The organism is Pseudomonas crudilactis (assembly GCF_013433315.1).
Lineage (GTDB): Bacteria > Pseudomonadota > Gammaproteobacteria > Pseudomonadales > Pseudomonadaceae > Aquipseudomonas > Aquipseudomonas crudilactis.
Window position 1 is genome coordinate 49,040 of sequence record NZ_WXVV01000030.1, and the last position, 15,602, is coordinate 64,641.

General features: G+C 58.8%; 17 protein-coding genes. 10 read left to right on the plus strand and 7 right to left on the minus strand.

The features are described from left to right. Positions 1-63 precede the first annotated feature (63 nt). Positions 64-1,008, plus strand: coding sequence for an FAD:protein FMN transferase (locus tag GTU76_RS26340; protein ID WP_246376152.1), 945 nt, complete (start codon positions 64-66; stop codon positions 1,006-1,008). A 197-nt stretch (positions 1,009-1,205) separates the two neighbouring features. Further along, entirely contained in the window at positions 1,206-2,600 is a 1,395-nt protein-coding gene (sthA, locus tag GTU76_RS26345; RefSeq protein WP_016986738.1) for a Si-specific NAD(P)(+) transhydrogenase, read from the plus strand. A gap of 42 nt (positions 2,601-2,642) precedes the next feature. Here the strand turns inward: sthA and GTU76_RS26350 are convergent, their stop codons facing one another. After that, entirely contained in the window at positions 2,643-3,365 is a 723-nt protein-coding gene (locus tag GTU76_RS26350; RefSeq protein WP_007910500.1) for a glycerophosphodiester phosphodiesterase, read from the minus strand. Positions 3,366-3,379: 14 nt separating this feature from the next. Continuing rightward, positions 3,380-3,961 carry a PilZ domain-containing protein gene (locus GTU76_RS26355; RefSeq protein ID WP_016986736.1) on the minus strand — a complete coding sequence of 194 codons (582 nt, stop codon included), beginning with the start codon at positions 3,959-3,961 and terminating at the stop codon, positions 3,380-3,382. A 94-nt stretch (positions 3,962-4,055) separates the two neighbouring features. Between GTU76_RS26355 and GTU76_RS26360 the strand changes: the two genes are divergently transcribed. The 3 genes from GTU76_RS26360 (at position 4,056) to GTU76_RS26370 (ending at position 7,305) form a co-directional block, all read left to right on the plus strand. Then, positions 4,056-5,306 (plus strand): lipoprotein-releasing ABC transporter permease subunit, encoded by a 1,251-nt coding sequence (locus GTU76_RS26360; protein WP_077573829.1) that lies wholly within the window; start codon positions 4,056-4,058, stop codon positions 5,304-5,306. Beyond that, a complete protein-coding gene (gene lolD / locus GTU76_RS26365; RefSeq protein WP_016986734.1) occupies positions 5,299-5,997 on the plus strand; it encodes a lipoprotein-releasing ABC transporter ATP-binding protein LolD in 699 nt (232 codons plus the stop codon). The genes GTU76_RS26360 and lolD overlap by 8 nt, the downstream gene beginning before the upstream one ends. Before the next feature lie 63 nt (positions 5,998-6,060). Further along, entirely contained in the window at positions 6,061-7,305 is a 1,245-nt protein-coding gene (locus GTU76_RS26370) for a lipoprotein-releasing ABC transporter permease subunit (RefSeq protein ID WP_016986733.1), read from the plus strand. A gap of 122 nt (positions 7,306-7,427) precedes the next feature. Here GTU76_RS26370 and GTU76_RS26375 read toward each other — a convergent pair whose 3' ends face one another. Continuing rightward, on the minus strand, positions 7,428-8,777 hold the full coding sequence (locus GTU76_RS26375) for a heavy metal sensor histidine kinase (RefSeq protein ID WP_180699962.1): 1,350 nt from the start codon (positions 8,775-8,777) through the stop codon (positions 7,428-7,430). Next, a complete protein-coding gene (locus tag GTU76_RS26380) occupies positions 8,777-9,457 on the minus strand; it encodes a heavy metal response regulator transcription factor (protein ID WP_016986731.1) in 681 nt (226 codons plus the stop codon). The genes GTU76_RS26375 and GTU76_RS26380 overlap by 1 nt, the downstream gene beginning before the upstream one ends. A 164-nt stretch (positions 9,458-9,621) precedes the next feature. Between GTU76_RS26380 and copI the strand changes: the two genes are divergently transcribed. Further along, the gene (gene copI, locus GTU76_RS26385) at positions 9,622-10,155 is read left to right on the plus strand and encodes a copper-resistant cuproprotein CopI (protein WP_180699963.1); all 534 of its coding nucleotides are present in this window, start codon (positions 9,622-9,624) and stop codon (positions 10,153-10,155) included. Between the two features lie 61 nt (positions 10,156-10,216). Then, positions 10,217-11,047 (plus strand): NADPH-dependent 7-cyano-7-deazaguanine reductase QueF, encoded by an 831-nt coding sequence (queF, locus tag GTU76_RS26390; protein ID WP_016986729.1) that lies wholly within the window; start codon positions 10,217-10,219, stop codon positions 11,045-11,047. A 187-nt stretch (positions 11,048-11,234) separates the two neighbouring features. On the opposite strand, the gene GTU76_RS26395 is transcribed toward queF, so the two are convergent. Then, the gene (locus tag GTU76_RS26395) at positions 11,235-11,498 is read right to left on the minus strand and encodes a DUF4404 family protein (protein ID WP_180699964.1); all 264 of its coding nucleotides are present in this window, start codon (positions 11,496-11,498) and stop codon (positions 11,235-11,237) included. Positions 11,499-11,606: 108 nt separating this feature from the next. Beyond that, complete coding sequence (pcrP, locus tag GTU76_RS26400) at positions 11,607-12,227, minus strand: HAD superfamily inactivated hydrolase PcrP (RefSeq protein ID WP_180699965.1); 621 nt, start codon at positions 12,225-12,227, stop codon at positions 11,607-11,609. Positions 12,228-12,425: 198 nt separating this feature from the next. Here pcrP and GTU76_RS26405 point away from each other — a divergent pair, with 198 nt between their 5' ends. Continuing rightward, positions 12,426-13,115, plus strand: a complete 690-nt coding sequence (locus GTU76_RS26405; RefSeq protein ID WP_064117869.1) for an MlaA family lipoprotein — start codon at positions 12,426-12,428, stop codon at positions 13,113-13,115. Between the two features lie 52 nt (positions 13,116-13,167). On the opposite strand, the gene GTU76_RS26410 is transcribed toward GTU76_RS26405, so the two are convergent. Further along, the gene (locus GTU76_RS26410) at positions 13,168-13,467 is read right to left on the minus strand and encodes a PilZ domain-containing protein (RefSeq protein WP_016986725.1); all 300 of its coding nucleotides are present in this window, start codon (positions 13,465-13,467) and stop codon (positions 13,168-13,170) included. Between the two features lie 275 nt (positions 13,468-13,742). Here GTU76_RS26410 and rssB point away from each other — a divergent pair, with 275 nt between their 5' ends. Continuing rightward, entirely contained in the window at positions 13,743-14,924 is a 1,182-nt protein-coding gene (gene rssB / locus GTU76_RS26415; protein WP_016986724.1) for a two-component system response regulator RssB, read from the plus strand. Beyond that, a complete protein-coding gene (gene rssC / locus GTU76_RS26420) occupies positions 14,924-15,406 on the plus strand; it encodes an anti-sigma factor antagonist RssC (RefSeq protein ID WP_003226553.1) in 483 nt (160 codons plus the stop codon). Before rssB ends, rssC begins: the two co-directional genes overlap by 1 nt. Positions 15,407-15,602 lie beyond the last annotated feature (196 nt).

Consider the following 15,602-nt stretch of genomic DNA (forward strand, 5'->3'; position numbering starts at 1 on the left):
GGACGGTTGCTTGGGCTTGTGATTTTGGCTGGCCTATTGGCTGGCTGCGGCAATGGCGACTCCATGGAAAGCTTCGGCGGGCCGACCATGGGCAGCACGTATTCGCTCAAGTACGTGCGCCACGCCGGCATGCCTGAATCAGCGCATGTTCGCAGTGAAGTGGAGGGTATCCTCGGCGAAGTCGATCGGCAGTTATCCACCTATCGCAATGATTCGGACATCGAGCGCTTCAACGCTTTGCCCGCCAACAGCTGTCAGAAAATGCCTGGGTCGGTACTCGAATTGGTCCGCACAGGCGAACAGCTGTCAGTGCAAAGCGAAGGCTCCTACGACCTCACTGTCGAACCGCTGATGAATCTCTGGGGATTCGGCCCGCAGGGGCGCGAAGAGAAAGTCCCTGGCGCCGCCGCACTCGCCGAGGCGATGTCGCGCGTCGGTCATCAGCACTTGCGCATCAATGGCGATCAGTTGTGCAAAGACGCCGCCGTCGAAGTCGATTTCAACAGCATCGCTGCCGGTTATGCCGTCGACACTATCGCGGCGAGGCTCGACGCCATGGGCATTCAAGACTACTTGGCTGAAGCCACAGGTGAATTAAAGGCCAAAGGCAGAAAACTCGACGGCTCACCCTGGCGCATCGCTTTGGAAGAACCCCGTGATGATCAACAGGTCGCCGAGCGCATCATCAATGTCGACGGCTACGGCGTTTCCACCTCCGGCGACTACCGCAACTATTTCCTGCAGGACGGTCGGCGCTATTCCCACACCTTTGATGCCCGCACGGGGGCACCGGTCCTACACAGCCTGGCGTCAGTCACGGTGATTCATCCTTCAGCGCTGATGGCCGATGGACTATCGACGTTGTTGCTGATTCTTGGCCCGGAAAGGGCGTGGGACTATGCCGAAAAACATGAGATTGGTGCATTCTTTGTGATTCGTGCCGATACAGGTTTTGTCGTCCGCACCAACACGGCTTTCGAACGCCTCAGTGGCAAGAAAACTGACTGAGAACAATACGAAAGCTGGCGTTGTAGTGCAGGCAAAAGTAGCCTACGACGCGACCAAGGGTTAATGTGCGCGGCGTTGACGCTTCTATAGACTGTGTCCGGGTTCTTGATTGACCCCCAATTGTTCCTTCGCGCCGCCGTTCGGCGTGATTTAGCCGCCGGTGCTGCTGGCACCGCGGCCTGTTCTGAGGAGTACGCATGGCTGTCTACAACTACGACGTGGTGGTACTGGGTTCCGGCCCGGCGGGAGAAGGCGCGGCAATGAACGCCGCCAAAGCAGGGCGCAAGGTCGCGATGGTCGACAGCCGTCGCCAGGTCGGCGGCAACTGCACCCACCTCGGCACCATCCCGTCCAAGGCACTGCGTCATTCGGTGCGGCAGATCATGCAGTTCAACACCAATCCCATGTTCCGGGCGATCGGCGAGCCACGCTGGTTCTCCTTCCCGGACGTGTTGAAAAGCGCCGAAAAGGTTATTTCCAAACAAGTCGCTTCGCGTACCGGCTACTACGCCCGTAACCGCGTCGACGTGTTCTTCGGCACCGGCAGCTTCGCCGACGAGCAAACCATCGAAGTGGTCTGCGCCAACGGCGTGGTCGAGAAACTGGTGGCCAAGCACATCATCATCGCCACCGGCTCGCGCCCGTATCGCCCGGCGGACATCGATTTCCACCACCCGCGTATCTACGATAGCGACACCATCCTCAGCCTCAATCACACCCCGCGCAAACTGATCGTTTACGGCGCCGGCGTGATCGGTTGCGAATACGCCTCGATTTTCAGCGGTCTGGGTGTATTGGTTGAGCTGGTCGACAACCGTGGTCAGTTGCTGAGCTTCCTCGACTCGGAAATCTCCCAGGCGTTGAGCTACCACTTCAGCAACAACAACATCACCGTGCGCCACAACGAAGATTATGATCGCGTTGAAGGCGTCGATAACGGCGTGATCCTGCACCTCAAGTCCGGCAAGAAGATCAAGGCCGACGCCTTGCTCTGGTGCAACGGCCGCACCGGTAACACCGATCAGTTGGGTCTGGAAAACATCGGCGTCAAGGTCAACAGCCGTGGTCAGATCGAGGTCGACGAGGCTTACCGCACCTGCGTGCCGAACATCTACGGTGCCGGTGACGTGATCGGCTGGCCGAGCCTGGCCAGTGCCGCCCACGACCAGGGCCGTTCGGCCGCTGGCAGCATCGTTGATAACGGTAGCTGGCGCTTTGTGAATGACGTGCCGACCGGCATTTACACCATTCCGGAGATCAGCTCGATCGGCAAGAACGAGCAGGAACTGACTCAGGCCAAAGTGCCTTACGAAGTCGGCAAGGCGTTCTTCAAGAGCATGGCGCGTGCACAGATCGCCGGCGAGCCGCAAGGCATGCTGAAGATTCTGTTCCACCGTGAAACCCTGGAAGTGCTGGGCGTTCACTGCTTCGGTTATCAGGCGTCGGAGATCGTCCACATCGGTCAGGCGATCATGAGCCAGCCGGGCGAGTTGAACACGCTGAAGTACTTCGTCAACACCACGTTCAACTACCCGACCATGGCCGAAGCCTATCGGGTAGCGGCGTACGACGGCCTCAACCGGCTTTTTTGACGGGCTCCGGCCGGTGGCCTGAGCCGGCCGGGGAGACCGATTTCAGCAATTCTCGAGCGTGGCAGTGGCCAAACCGGGAAAGTCTGTAATCAGGCTGTCAACGCCGAAGTCGGCGAGCCTGCGCATCAGCGCAGGTTCGTTGACGGTCCACACCGACACATGCAGCCCTTGACGCTGCGCCTTCTGCAGGCGTTCCGGCGTACACAGGGTCCAGTTCAGCGCAAGAATCTCACAGCCATAGCTCGCCGCGACCTTCAACGGGTCGAGCCAGGCGTATTCGGCGACCAGTCCGCGCGACACGTCCGGCACCAGATCCAGCGCCGCTTTCAACACTTCCCGCGAACTCGAGGTGATCGTCACCTTGTCGAGCAGACCATGGCGCTGGGCCATTTCACGAATCGCCAGCACGGTGGTTGCCGCGCGGGTGCGTGAAGCGCTTTTGACCTCCAGCTGCCAATGCTCGAAATCACATTTCTCGAACAGTTCTTCCAGCGTCGGAATCGGGCACGGCTTGATCCAGCCCGGACCACCCTTGCGCGCGTCGTACGTCACCAGTTCGGCGGCGGTGTGTTCAACGACTTTGCCGCGGCGTTCCGTGGTGCGTTTGAGGGTCGGGTCGTGGATGACCATCAACTCGCCGTCCTTGGACAGGTGCAGATCGAGTTCGCAGCGGCGCACGCCGTGCTTGAGACATTCCTGAAAACTGCTCAGGGTGTTTTCCGGTGCTTCGCCCTTGGCGCCGCGGTGGCCGTAGATGAGGGTCACGGTTCTTCCTTAAATTAAATGCCTGATTCGTTCTGTTCGCGGGCCAGACGTCGTTCCTGAGCCTGCTTCTGCAAGATATAGCGGGCGAGCAACTGGCGCTGGGCATCGGTCAAGTGTTCGAACTCGGTGCCGACGTCATAACCCTCGCCCTTGCGGTCGCAATGGGTGACGCGGGCGCGCAGCAGCAGGCCCAGCGCTTGCGGCATCAATACCAGTTTCACCGACAGGTGTGCGCCAGTGGCAATCGGCGTCGGGTACTGAAAGTCGATTCCACCCTCGGAGATGATCACCGGTTGCGGCTCGCCGATATGGCCGAGCACGGTCAGGGCGACCACCTGACTGAGCAGGTCAATGCGCTTGTTCTGGGATTTCAGGAACGCGGCGATGGCCCGATCGCGCTCGCTGATCTGGCGCAACAAGTGCTGCGACTCGAATTCGCTCAGGTGCAGTTCGCTGAGCAGATTGAAGAGTGGGGAAGCATCCTGCAACACTTCCTGGCCTGCGGCTTCGGGAGCGGACAGGGGCCGAATTTCCAGTGCGATCGTGTCCTCGATACGGTAGTATTCGCGGCGATCTTCTTCATCTAATGTCGACATGGCGAACCCATGGTAGCGGCGGTGGTCTGAGTGTAAAGCTGGTTATCGACCCCCGCCACAAGGACGTTCCTTTTCCCTCCGAACAAGCCCCGACATGTTCAGACCTCTCTTCGTATTTATCGGCACGCGTTATACCCGTGCAAAGCGTCGCAATCATTTTGTGTCATTCATTTCCCTGACTTCGATGATCGGGCTCGCCCTTGGCGTGGTCGTGATGATCGTCGTGCTGTCGGTGATGAATGGCTTCGATCATGAGATGCGCACCCGCGTGCTGGGCATGGTGCCCCACGCGACCATTGAATCCACTGAGCCGATCAACGATTGGCAAAGCCTGGCGACCCAGGTCAAACAGAACCCGCAGGTGACGGCGGTAGCGCCGTTCACGCAAATGCAGGGCCTGCTGACCAATAACGGTCAGGTGTCCAAGGTGTTGCTCAACGCCATCGACCCTGCGCTCGAGCGCAATGTGTCGATCATCGACAACTTCATGAAGCAGGGCAAACTCGACGATCTGACGCCGGGCAGCTTCGGTATCGTGATTGGCGACAAGGCCGCGACCAAGCTCGGCGTGGGCATCGGTGACAAAGTCACCTTTGTTGCGCCGGAGGTCAGTGTGACCCCGGCCGGGATGTTCCCGCGCATGAAGCGCTTCACCGTTGTGGGCATTTTCCATGTCGGCGCCGGCGAGCTCGATGGTTATCTGGGTGTGACCAACCTGCAGGATCTGGCGAAGATGCACCGCTGGAAGCCTGATCAGGTGCAGGGCATCCGCCTGAAGTTCGACGACCTGTTCCAGGCGCCGCGTGTGGCATGGAACATTGCCCAGCAACTCGGCGAAGACCATTACTACGCCCGTGACTGGACGCGCACCCACGGCAATCTGTATCAGGCAATCCGTATGGAAAAAGCCATGATCGGCCTGCTGTTGCTGCTGATCGTCGCCGTCGCAGCGTTCAACATCATTTCCACGCTGGTGATGGTGGTCAACGACAAGAAGGGCGACATCGCCATTTTGCGCACCTTGGGCGCGACGCCGGGCACGATCATGCGCACGTTCATGGTGCAAGGCACGGTGATCGGCGTGGTCGGTACGGCGATTGGCGCGGTGCTCGGGATTCTCGCCGCGCTTAACGTCAGCGCGGCGATTTCGGCACTGGAAGGCCTGATCGGCCACAAATTCCTTAATGCTGACGTGTATTTCATTGATTATCTTCCGTCGCAGGTGCAGAGCCAGGATGTGGTCATGGTCTGTGCGGCGGCGTTGGTTCTGAGTTTCCTCGCCACCCTGTATCCCGCCTGGCGTGCCGCGCGCACCCAGCCGGCGGAGGCGCTACGTTATGAGTGAGTCGGGCATGAGTGAACAAGCAATCTTGAGCTGCCGCAACCTGGGCAAATCCTACGAGGAAGGCCCGGAATCGGTAGAAGTACTCGCCGGCCTGCAACTGGAGTTGCACCCGGGCGAGCGTGTCGCGATCGTCGGCACTTCGGGTTCGGGCAAAAGTACTTTGCTCAACCTGCTCGGCGGCCTCGATACGCCAACCAAGGGCAGCGTCTGGCTCGACGGTGAAGAACTGTCGGCGCTGAGCGAGAAGAAACGTGGCCTGCTGCGTAACCGTTCGCTCGGTTTCGTCTACCAGTTCCACCACTTGCTGCCGGAATTCACTGCGCTGGAAAACGTCTGCATGCCGCTGCTGATCGGCAAGACACCGATTCCGGAAGCCCGTCAGCGTGCCACGGCACTGCTGGAGCGCGTCGGCCTCGGTCATCGCCTGGAGCACAAACCGGCGGAACTGTCCGGTGGTGAACGTCAACGTGTGGCCATCGCCCGTGCTTTGGTGAACAAGCCGGGTCTGGTGATGCTCGATGAGCCAACCGGCAACCTCGACTCCCACACCGCGCAAGGCATTCAGGATTTGATGCTGGAACTCAGCACCTCGATGCGCACGGCGTTCCTGGTGGTGACCCACGACATGAACCTGGCCCGCCAGATGGATCGCGTACTGCACCTGCAAGAAGGTCGCCTCACGCCTATCTGATTGGCTGAAACCCGACGCCGGAAACGGCGTCGGGTCTTTTATTTTTATACGGTGCCCCAGCGAATGTTCAGACCGTTATCGATCTTTATCGGCACGCGCTATACCCGCGCCAAGCGCCGCAATCGCTTTGTTTCGTTCATTTCGATGACCTCGATGATCGGCCTCGCCCTCGGCGTGCTGGCGATGATCGTGGTGTTGTCGGTGATGAACGGCTTCCAGCGCGAAATGAGCTCGCGCATCCTCGGCATGGTGCCGCACGCGACCATCGTTGGCGTCAAGCCTATTGATGACTGGCAGCCTGTGGCTGCTGCCGCGATGAAGAATCCTGAAGTGACTGCGGCCGTGCCGTTCACTGAGATGGAAGGCATGCTGTCCTACAAGGGCCTGATGCAGCCGATCCAGATCAGCGGCGTTGATCCGGCGCAGGAAGGCAAAGTGTCGATTGTTGCCCAGCACATTGTGCAGGGTCGTCTTGATGCCTTGAAACCGGGCGAGTTTGGCGTGGTGATTGGTGAAATCACCGCGCGACGCTTCCGCCTCAACGTCGGCGACAAAATCACCCTGATCGTGCCGGAAGTCAGCACCGCACCGGGTGGCATCACCCCGCGTATGCAGCGTCTGAACGTGGTCGGCGTGTTCAAGGTTGGCGCTGAACTGGACGGCTCGATGGGCCTGATCCATGTGGCTGACGCCGCAACCATGCAGCACTGGGAGCCGAATCAGGTACAGAGCGTGCGTCTGGCGGTGAAAGACCTGTACGCCGCACCGAAAGTCTCCTCGGATATCGCCGCCGGCCTGGGCGCCGATTTCAAGGCTGATGACTGGACCCACACCCAGGGCAGCCTGTTCAGCGCGATGAAAATGGAAAAAACCATGATCGGCCTGTTGTTGCTGATGATCGTCGCGGTGGCGGCGTTCAATATCATCGCGACCCTGATCATGGTGGTGAACGACAAGGGTGCGGACATCGCCATCCTGCGCACCATCGGCGCCACGCCACGGCAGATCATGGCGATCTTCATGGTGCAAGGCACGGTGATCGGGATTGTCGGCACCATCATTGGCGGTGTGTTGGGCGTGATCGCCGCGCTGAATGTCAGTGAGTTGGTCGGCTGGGTCGAGCGTGTGAGCGGGCAGCATATTTTCAGCTCGGACGTGTATTTCGTCAGCAATCTGCCGTCGGAATTGCAGGGTGGGGATGTGCTGTTGATCTGCTCGGCGGGCTTTATTCTGAGCTTTTTGGCGACGGTGTATCCGGCGTGGCGGGCGGCGAAGATCGAGCCGGCTCATGCGCTGAGATATTCCTGAGTTTCAAGTCCGTCTTCGCGAGCAAGCTCGCTCCCACAGGGTTTTGGGTCGTTCACCAATTGTGATTCAACTCGATACCTGTGGGAGCGAGCTTGCTCGCGAAGGGGCCTGAATGGCTGGCCTCAATTCTGCTTGGGCAGCTCAATCACAAACCGCGTCCATTTCGCCTCCGATTCGCAACGAATCTGCCCACCGTGGGCACGGACGATGGATTGAGTAATCGCCAGCCCCAACCCCGCATGCTCACTGCTGCCTTCCTGCCGCGCCGGATCGGCCCGGTAAAACCGGTCAAACAGCCGCGGCAACAACTCTGCAGAAATCCCTTCGCCACTGTTCTCGACTGAAATGCCCACGGCGTTCGGTTGATCAACGATCCGCAAGCTCACATAACCCTCAATCGGGGTAAAGCGCAGCGCGTTATCCAGCAAATTCGACAAGGCCCGGCGCAACATACTGCGGTCACCTTCAATCCGCGCATTGCCCGCGCGGCTCAGTTTGACCCCGGCGTCCTCCGCCAATGGTGCAAAAAATTCCAGCAACACGTCGCTCTCATCCGCCAGCTCCAGCGGTTCACGCTTGGGCATCAGCAAGCCATGGTCAGCCTTGGCCAGATACAACATGTCGTTGACCAGTTGCGCCATCCATTGCAGCTCTTCGAGGTTGCTGTGCAGTGCTTCGCGGTAATCCTCGATCGGCCGTGGGCGGGTGAGGGTGACTTGGGTGTGAGTGAGCAGGTTCGACAGCGGTGTGCGCAGTTCATGGGCGATGTCGGCGGAAAACGCCGAGAGCCGCTGAAACGAGTCGTCGAGGCGTGCGAGCATGGCGTTGAAGCTGTGGGCCATTTCCGCAAGCTCGGGTGGCATTTGCGCTTCCGGCAGTCGGGCGTTGAGCGATTGTGCGGAAATCCCACGCGCTACCGCGCTCATGCGCCGCAACGGACGCAAGCCGCTGCGTGCGGCCCAGGCACCGAGCAAAGCGGTGGCCAGCGCCGAGAGGCCGACGGTCAGCCAGATCAAATGCTGCATGCGTTGCAGGAAGTGTTGGTGATGGGTGATGTCCAGCAACAAGGACAGTTGCGGTGAATCGGCTTTGTCCGGGTAGAGCTGGGCGTTAAGCACGCGGTAATCGGTGCCGTCATGGCTTATGGTCGACAGGCCGGATTGTTGCGGCAAATCCTTGGGGATTTGCGTCGAACTGTCATACCAGCGCTGGCCGTCAGTGCCGGTAATGCGCAGCGACAGATCGGCCTGACGACTCAGCTCATCCGCCAGCCGCGCCTCACGTTGAGCGGGTTGAACATCCTGCAAGGCGCGGCGCAGGCCAATCAGCTTACCGTCCAGTTGCTGTTGGTCGAGTTCGATGAAGTGCGCCTCGCTGGCGCGGTCGAACAACACGCCGGCGAACAGTGAAACCACGGCGGTGCACGCGGCAAACAACAAGGCCAGGCGCGAACTCAGGGACAACCGACGCATCAGGCGCCACGCTCTTCGAGCACGTAACCCATGCCGCGCACGGTGTGGATCAGTTTGTTGGGGAATTCGTCGTCGATCTTCAGGCGCAAACGGCGGATTGCCACTTCGATGACATTGGTGTCGCTGTCGAAGTTCATGTCCCAGACTTGTGAGGCGATCAGCGATTTTGGCAGCACCTCACCCTGACGGCGGAGGAGCATTTCCAATAGCGCGAATTCCTTGGCGGTGAGATCAATGCGTTGGCCACTGCGTTCGACCCGGCGGCGAATCAGATCCAGACGCAAATCGGCCATTTGCAGACTGGTTTCCTGCGGCGTGGCGCTGCCACGACGCAATAGACTGCGCACCCGCGCCAGTAACTCGGAGAAGGCGAAGGGTTTGACCAGATAATCATCAGCGCCCAGTTCGAGGCCGTGAACCCTGTCTTCCACGGCGTCTTTGGCCGTGAGAAAAAGTACCGGCGTATCCAGCCCGGCACTGCGCACCGCTTGCAGAATCTGCCAGCCACTGCGACCGGGCAGCATCACGTCGAGGATCAACAGCGCATAATCACCGGTCAGTGCCAGTTGCTGACCGCTGTTGCCGTCGGCCACCAGTTCCGTATTGAACCCGGCCTCGGTCAGGCCCTGGCGCAGGTATTGGCCGGTTTTCGCTTGGTCTTCGACGATCAACAGTTTCATGGGCGACTCGGGTTATTCGGGGGGATTCGATTGAAAGCTTTATACCGTGAGAGCACGCGGCAAGCGCCAACCTGACAAAGTTGTAATCTGCCTGTCAGCTAGATGCCAGCGCAGGCCGGCTAGAGTTTCCCACAGGCTGAACCTTATCTTGTTGGAGAACGACCATGTTTTTACGCCAATCCCTGACGTTGGCTGCCTGCCTGTTGGCGCTGAGTTCGCCAGTGTGGGCCGCGCCGGCACACACTTACGATTTTGGCCAGCCTGCACCGGCCGCCAAAGCCACGCGCAGCATTGAGGTGGTGTTGAACGACATGTCGTTCGATCCCAAGACCATTCAGATCAAGGCCGGTGAGACCGTTCGCTTTGTGCTGGTGAATAAAGGCCAGTTGTTGCACGAATTCAACCTCGGTGACGCGTCGATGCACGCCAAACACCAGCAGGAAATGTTGCAGATGCAGCAAAGCGGCATGCTTACGCCTACCGGCATGAAGGAAATGTCCCACGACATGGCCGGCATGGATCACGCCGCGATGGGCCATGGCATGAAGCATGACGACCCGAACAGTGTGCTGGTCGAACCGGGCAAGACAGCCGAACTGACCTGGACCTTCAGCAAGGCCACCAGTCTGGAATTTGCCTGCAATATTCCCGGGCATTATCAGGCGGGTATGGTCGGCAAACTGACTGTCAGTCAGTAAGCACTCAAAGGCGCGGGCAAAGGCTGGTAGAATCCGCTGATTATTCAGTCAGGTTTCCGCCATGCATCCCGCAGCCGAACATTCGCCGCTGGGCAAATCCAGCGAATACATCGCCACGTACACACCGTCCCTGCTGTTCCCGATTCCGCGCACCGCGAAATGGGCTGAGTTGGGCCTGACCGCCGAAACCCTACCGTATAAAGGTGTGGATTTCTGGAACTGCTTTGAACTGTCGTGGCTGCTGCCGTCGGGTAAGCCGGTGGTGGCGATCGGCGAATTCAGCATTCCGGCGGATTCGCCGAACATCATCGAATCGAAGTCGTTCAAGCTGTATTTGAATTCGCTGAACCAGACGGCGTTTGCCGACGTTGCCGCATTGGAAGCGACGCTGGTCAAGGATTTGTCGGCCGCTGCCGGCAAACCGGTGGGAGTGCGGGTTCGAAGTCTGAAAGACGTGGAAGCGGAAGGTGTTGTGGCGTTGCCGGGCCTGTGCATCGACGATCTGGATATCAGCGTCAGCAACTATGAGCATCCGCGCCCGGAACTGCTGCGTTGCGATGATTCGCGGATTGTTGAAGAGAGCGTGCACAGCCATCTGCTCAAATCCAATTGCCCGGTGACCAGCCAGCCAGACTGGGGCAGCGTGGTGGTGGAGTACCGTGGTTCGGCGCTGGATCACGCGAGCTTGCTGGAATATATCGTCAGCTTCCGTCAGCACTCGGACTTCCATGAGCAGTGTGTGGAGCGGATCTTTCTTGATCTGCAGCGCTTGCTGAAACCGGAGAAACTCACGGTGTTTGCGCGCTACGTGCGTCGCGGTGGTCTGGATATCAATCCGTATCGCAGCACCGAAAACGTACAGCTGCCGAACCACCGCCTCGTGCGTCAATAAAGTTCCAGAATGTGCGATATCCAATGTGGGAGCGAGCTTGCTCGCGAATACGGTGTGTCATTCAAGGAAGATGTCGACTGACACGACGCCTTCGCGAGCAAGCTCGCTCCCACAGGGACTGAGTTTCAAGTCCGGAAATGAAAAAGCCCTGCCAGTGATGGCAGGGCTTTTTTGTATTTCGAAAATCTTAAATTCCCATGCTGACCAGCGACTGCACAATGTTGCGCAGGGTGCCCGCGATGGTGGGATGGGCAACTTCAAAGCGTTCAACGGCCAGATTCACGCCGTCGGCAATGTTCGAATCTTTGGTCTTGGTTTCGAGTTCAAGTTCCAGTTCAATCTGCGCCATCAGCGCATGCAAATCCTCACGCTCGGCTTCCGACAGCGGCGGATTCTGCTCCAGCTGCTCGCGCAGGGTATCGAGCTGTTTTTGCAGTTCTTGGGCGGGCATGGTGGTTTCCTTTTATCAATAGGCACTGGCATTGACCGCAGCCGCGCGCCAAAGGTCTATGGCTGACCTTTAGATTAATCCACTCCCGGCAAACCTGCATGATCCCGATCAGGGCTTTTCGCCTTTGAGGCGGCGCAGGTTGATGTCGGCCAGACAAGTGTCGAGTTCGCCCAGATGATCGATCACCGAGTGCACGCCCAGGCCGAATAACTTCACAGTGGCCTTGCCACGCAGTTGTTCGCGTTGTTTCTGGCTCAAGGCTTGCCATTCCTCCGGCGCCAAGCCGCACAGCGAACCGCAGGAAGCGAGGCCGATGGTCCACAGCCCGGCATTCAGGCCGGCCTGCAGCAGACGCGGCTCACCGCTGACCAGCACGCAACCGTCCAGACTGGCGACGTTCAAGTCCATCAAGGCTTGCCAGCAGGCATTTGGCGCAGGCCACGGATTGAGTGTTGCCGAATGTTGCGCAGGTTTGATCGACGCCGGCAGTGAGGCCGACAACGATTGGGCGAGGGCAGGGGGCAGTTCATCCAGCCAGGCGCAGGGAATCTGCTGGCGCTGCAAATTGTGCAGACTGTCGAGCGCGCCCGGTGTGGCTTCGGCATGCTCGGGCAGGGCGATCGCCTGTTGGCGGGCGCGAGCACCGAAATCCACCAGACAACCGCTGAGTCCAAACAGTACGGCCGTCAGGCTGGACGCGGCGACGGGCAAGGTTTCGGCATGAGTCATGGCAGCGTCCCTGAAATAGCGTTAAGGCTAGTCATTCCAAGTGACAGTTGCGTGACGGCTATGTGAAACGCGGTGTGGGAGGCGTCCTACAACTTTGCACAATTGGCTGACTGCCCAAACGGGCTTTTGCGCTTATACTAGCGGCCTTAATGCCCGGGCCCCGATGTCCGCGACAGTACACATCCAAGGAGTTTTTCTATGCGCTGGAGCTATCCGCTCGCTCAGCTAAGTGTATGTGCCGGCCTGTTGCTGGCGCCGTTCGCCACTCAGGCCGCAACGGAAGAAGACCCTTGGGAAAGCGTCAACCGCCCGATTTTCCAGTTCAACGACTTTGTTGACACTTACGCGCTGAAGCCATTGGCGCAGGGCTATGAGTTCGTTACGCCGCAGTTCCTTGAAGACGGCATCCACAACATGTTCCGCAACGTCGGTGACGTCACCAACCTTGCCAACAACATCCTGCAGGCAAAACCGGCTGCTGCGGGTGTCGACACCGCCCGCCTGATTTTCAACACCACCTTCGGTCTGCTCGGTTTCTTCGATGTCGGCACCAAGATGGGCTTGAATCGCAGTGATGAAGACTTCGGTCAGACTCTTGGTTACTGGGGCGTGGGCAGTGGTCCGTACGTGATGCTGCCGCTGATGGGCCCAAGCACCTTGCGTGATGCGCCTTCGAAGTACGTCGACAGCTACACCGGTATGTATCGCTACATCAACGATGTGCCGGTGCGTAACTCGATCTTTGGTCTGAACATCGTCGACACCCGCGCCAGCCTGCTGTCGAGCGAGAAGCTGATCAGTGGCGACAAGTACACCTTCATCCGCAATGCCTACTTACAGAACCGCGAGTTCAAGGTGAAGGATGGCCAGGTCGAAGACGATTTTTAATCTCGACCGGTAAAAACAAAGGCGACCTCAGGGTCGCCTTTTTTGTGTGTAGCTATTTCATCTTCAGGATGGTCAGGCCGAGCTTCTGACCGCCACCATCCTGCGGTCTGATCCAGACTACTTCAGTGTCGGCCTCAAGGCCGCTGAGTGCGGCGTGATCGGAGTCGATACGCACGCTCAAACGGTCGCCGACTGCGAACTGGCGCGGCGCTTCGACCTGCATGCCACTGCTGGAGAGGTCGATGCAAACGCCTGAAACCTCATCCCCTTCATGAATCAACACGACATCGGCATCGACCCGCATGCGGATGAAATCGCGCTTTTCGCTGTAGTCCCGACCGGTTTGACTCATGGCTTCGTCCTTCCATTGGGTTACGGTTTGAGCTGTTCTTATAACTCTCGGTGATTTGACAAGTAAAGTCGTCAAGCGACCATCGGCGCATGCTTGAAACGCTCTGCGGATGGGAGTACCGTCTGCGCCTTAGAAGGGCACCTCTGGTGTAACCGCGTTTGCAGCCAATGCTCGAAAGCGGTGCAGCAGAGAGGCTAGAAAGCGAATCCAGTAGTCTGCGCAGGGCCAAATGCCTCGCCAACTACGCCAACCTAATTCTGGCGCCGTTTGCCCACATGCCAAAAACCAGTGCCACGCTGCTGATAATCGATGATGACGAAGTAGTGCGCGCGAGCCTCGCGGCCTATTTGGAAGACAGTGGTTTCAGCGTCCTGCAGGCCAGCAATGGCCAGCAGGGTCTTCAGGTATTCGAGCAAGACACGCCCGACCTGGTCATCTGCGATCTGCGCATGCCGCAGATGGGCGGTCTCGAACTGATCCGTCAGGTCACCGAGCGGTCGCCGCAGACGCCAGTGATCGTGGTGTCGGGTGCCGGCGTGATGAACGACGCGGTCGAGGCTTTGCGCCTGGGCGCGGCGGATTACCTGATCAAGCCTCTCGAAGATCTGGCTGTGCTCGAGCACTCTGTGCGCCGGGCCCTGGATCGTGCGCGCCTGCTGCTGGAAAACCAGCGCTACCGCGAGAAGCTGGAAAAGGCCAACCGCGAGCTCGAGGCCAGCCTGAACCTGCTCCAGGAAGACCAGAACGCCGGTCGCCAGGTGCAGATGAACATGCTGCCGGAAAGCCCGTGGAGCATCGACGAGTTCAAGTTTGCCCACCAGATCATCCCGTCGTTGTACCTGTCGGGTGATTTTGTCGACTATTTCCGTGTCGACGAGCGCCGGGTCGCGTTTTATCTGGCGGATGTATCCGGTCATGGCGCCTCTTCAGCCTTCGTCACCGTGCTGCTGAAGTTCATGACCACACGCTTGCTGTTCGAATCCAAGCGCAACGGCACCTTGCCGGAATTCAAGCCTTCCGAAGTCCTTGGTCATATCAACCGGGGGCTGATCAGTTGTAAGCTGGGTAAACACGTCACAATGGTCGGTGGAGTCATCGACGAGGAGACCGGTTTGTTGACCTATAGCATCGGCGGCCATCTGCCGTTGCCTGTGTTGTACACGCCTGACAGTGTTCGTTATCTCGAAGGGCGTGGTCTGCCGGTGGGCCTCTTCAATGAAGCCACCTACGAAGATCACGTGCTTGAGCTGCCGCCGACGTTCAGCCTGACGCTGATGTCGGATGGCATTCTGGATCTTTTGCCAGAACCTACGCTCAAGGAAAAAGAAGCCGCTTTGCCTCAACGGGTGAAGTCGGCGGGCGGCAGCCTGGATGGTCTGCGGCAAGTGTTTGGATTGGCCACGCTAGGGGAGATGCCGGATGATATCGCCCTGTTGGTGTTGAGCAGGAATCTTTAATGAGTACCGGTAGAATCCAGTTCGCCGAGCAGGACGGCACTTTCGTCCTGAAATTCGTCGGTGAAGTTCGCCTGACCCTGTGTTCGGCGTTGGATGCGACTATTGAGAAAATCTTCACCGCGCTGAATTTCAACGCGATCGTGATCGATTTGACCGAAACCCGCAGCATCGACAGCACGACGTTGGGCCTGCTGGCCAAACTGTCGATCCTGTCGCGGCAGAAGGTCGGCCTGCTGCCGACTGTCGTCACCACCCACGAAGACATCACCCGTCTGCTGCAGTCGATGGGGTTCGAGCAGGTGTTCAACATCGTCAACCACCCGGTGCCATGCCCGGAGTGCCTGGACGACCTGCCAGATCAGGACCAGTCGGAAGAAGTGGTACGGATCAAGGTGCTCGAAGCGCACAAGATCCTCATGGGCCTCAACGACTCCAATCGTGAAGCGTTCCATGATCTGGTGAATGCCCTCGAGCGGCATTGATCTCATGAAGTGATGTTGTCTGGGCTGGCCCCTTCGCGAGCAAGCTCGCTCCCACACTGGATCAGCGTCGTTCACAAATCCCCTTGTGGGAGCGAGCTTGCTCGCGAAGGCGTCAGATCAGACTGTTACATTTTCCATGGCTGACTGAATAAAAAAGGGCGAACCTTAACGGGTTCGCCCTTTTTGCATTTCACCC

What these genes read in the sequence shown, in the direction of transcription:
- GTU76_RS26340 (WP_246376152.1), top strand. Translation starts at nt 64, where the DNA reads ATGGAAAGCTTCGGCGGGCCGACCATGGGCAGCACGTATTCGCTCAAG.
- sthA (WP_016986738.1), top strand. Translation starts at nt 1,206, where the DNA reads ATGGCTGTCTACAACTACGACGTGGTGGTACTGGGTTCCGGCCCGGCG.
- GTU76_RS26355 (WP_016986736.1), bottom strand. Translation starts at nt 3,961, where the DNA reads ATGTCGACATTAGATGAAGAAGATCGCCGCGAATACTACCGTATCGAG.
- GTU76_RS26360 (WP_077573829.1), top strand. Translation starts at nt 4,056, where the DNA reads ATGTTCAGACCTCTCTTCGTATTTATCGGCACGCGTTATACCCGTGCA.
- lolD (WP_016986734.1), top strand. Translation starts at nt 5,299, where the DNA reads ATGAGTGAGTCGGGCATGAGTGAACAAGCAATCTTGAGCTGCCGCAAC.
- GTU76_RS26370 (WP_016986733.1), top strand. Translation starts at nt 6,061, where the DNA reads ATGTTCAGACCGTTATCGATCTTTATCGGCACGCGCTATACCCGCGCC.
- GTU76_RS26375 (WP_180699962.1), bottom strand. Translation starts at nt 8,777, where the DNA reads ATGCGTCGGTTGTCCCTGAGTTCGCGCCTGGCCTTGTTGTTTGCCGCG.
- GTU76_RS26380 (WP_016986731.1), bottom strand. Translation starts at nt 9,457, where the DNA reads ATGAAACTGTTGATCGTCGAAGACCAAGCGAAAACCGGCCAATACCTG.
- copI (WP_180699963.1), top strand. Translation starts at nt 9,622, where the DNA reads ATGTTTTTACGCCAATCCCTGACGTTGGCTGCCTGCCTGTTGGCGCTG.
- queF (WP_016986729.1), top strand. Translation starts at nt 10,217, where the DNA reads ATGCATCCCGCAGCCGAACATTCGCCGCTGGGCAAATCCAGCGAATAC.
- GTU76_RS26395 (WP_180699964.1), bottom strand. Translation starts at nt 11,498, where the DNA reads ATGCCCGCCCAAGAACTGCAAAAACAGCTCGATACCCTGCGCGAGCAG.
- pcrP (WP_180699965.1), bottom strand. Translation starts at nt 12,227, where the DNA reads ATGACTCATGCCGAAACCTTGCCCGTCGCCGCGTCCAGCCTGACGGCC.
- GTU76_RS26405 (WP_064117869.1), top strand. Translation starts at nt 12,426, where the DNA reads ATGCGCTGGAGCTATCCGCTCGCTCAGCTAAGTGTATGTGCCGGCCTG.
- GTU76_RS26410 (WP_016986725.1), bottom strand. Translation starts at nt 13,467, where the DNA reads ATGAGTCAAACCGGTCGGGACTACAGCGAAAAGCGCGATTTCATCCGC.
- rssB (WP_016986724.1), top strand. Translation starts at nt 13,743, where the DNA reads ATGCCAAAAACCAGTGCCACGCTGCTGATAATCGATGATGACGAAGTA.
- rssC (WP_003226553.1), top strand. Translation starts at nt 14,924, where the DNA reads ATGAGTACCGGTAGAATCCAGTTCGCCGAGCAGGACGGCACTTTCGTC.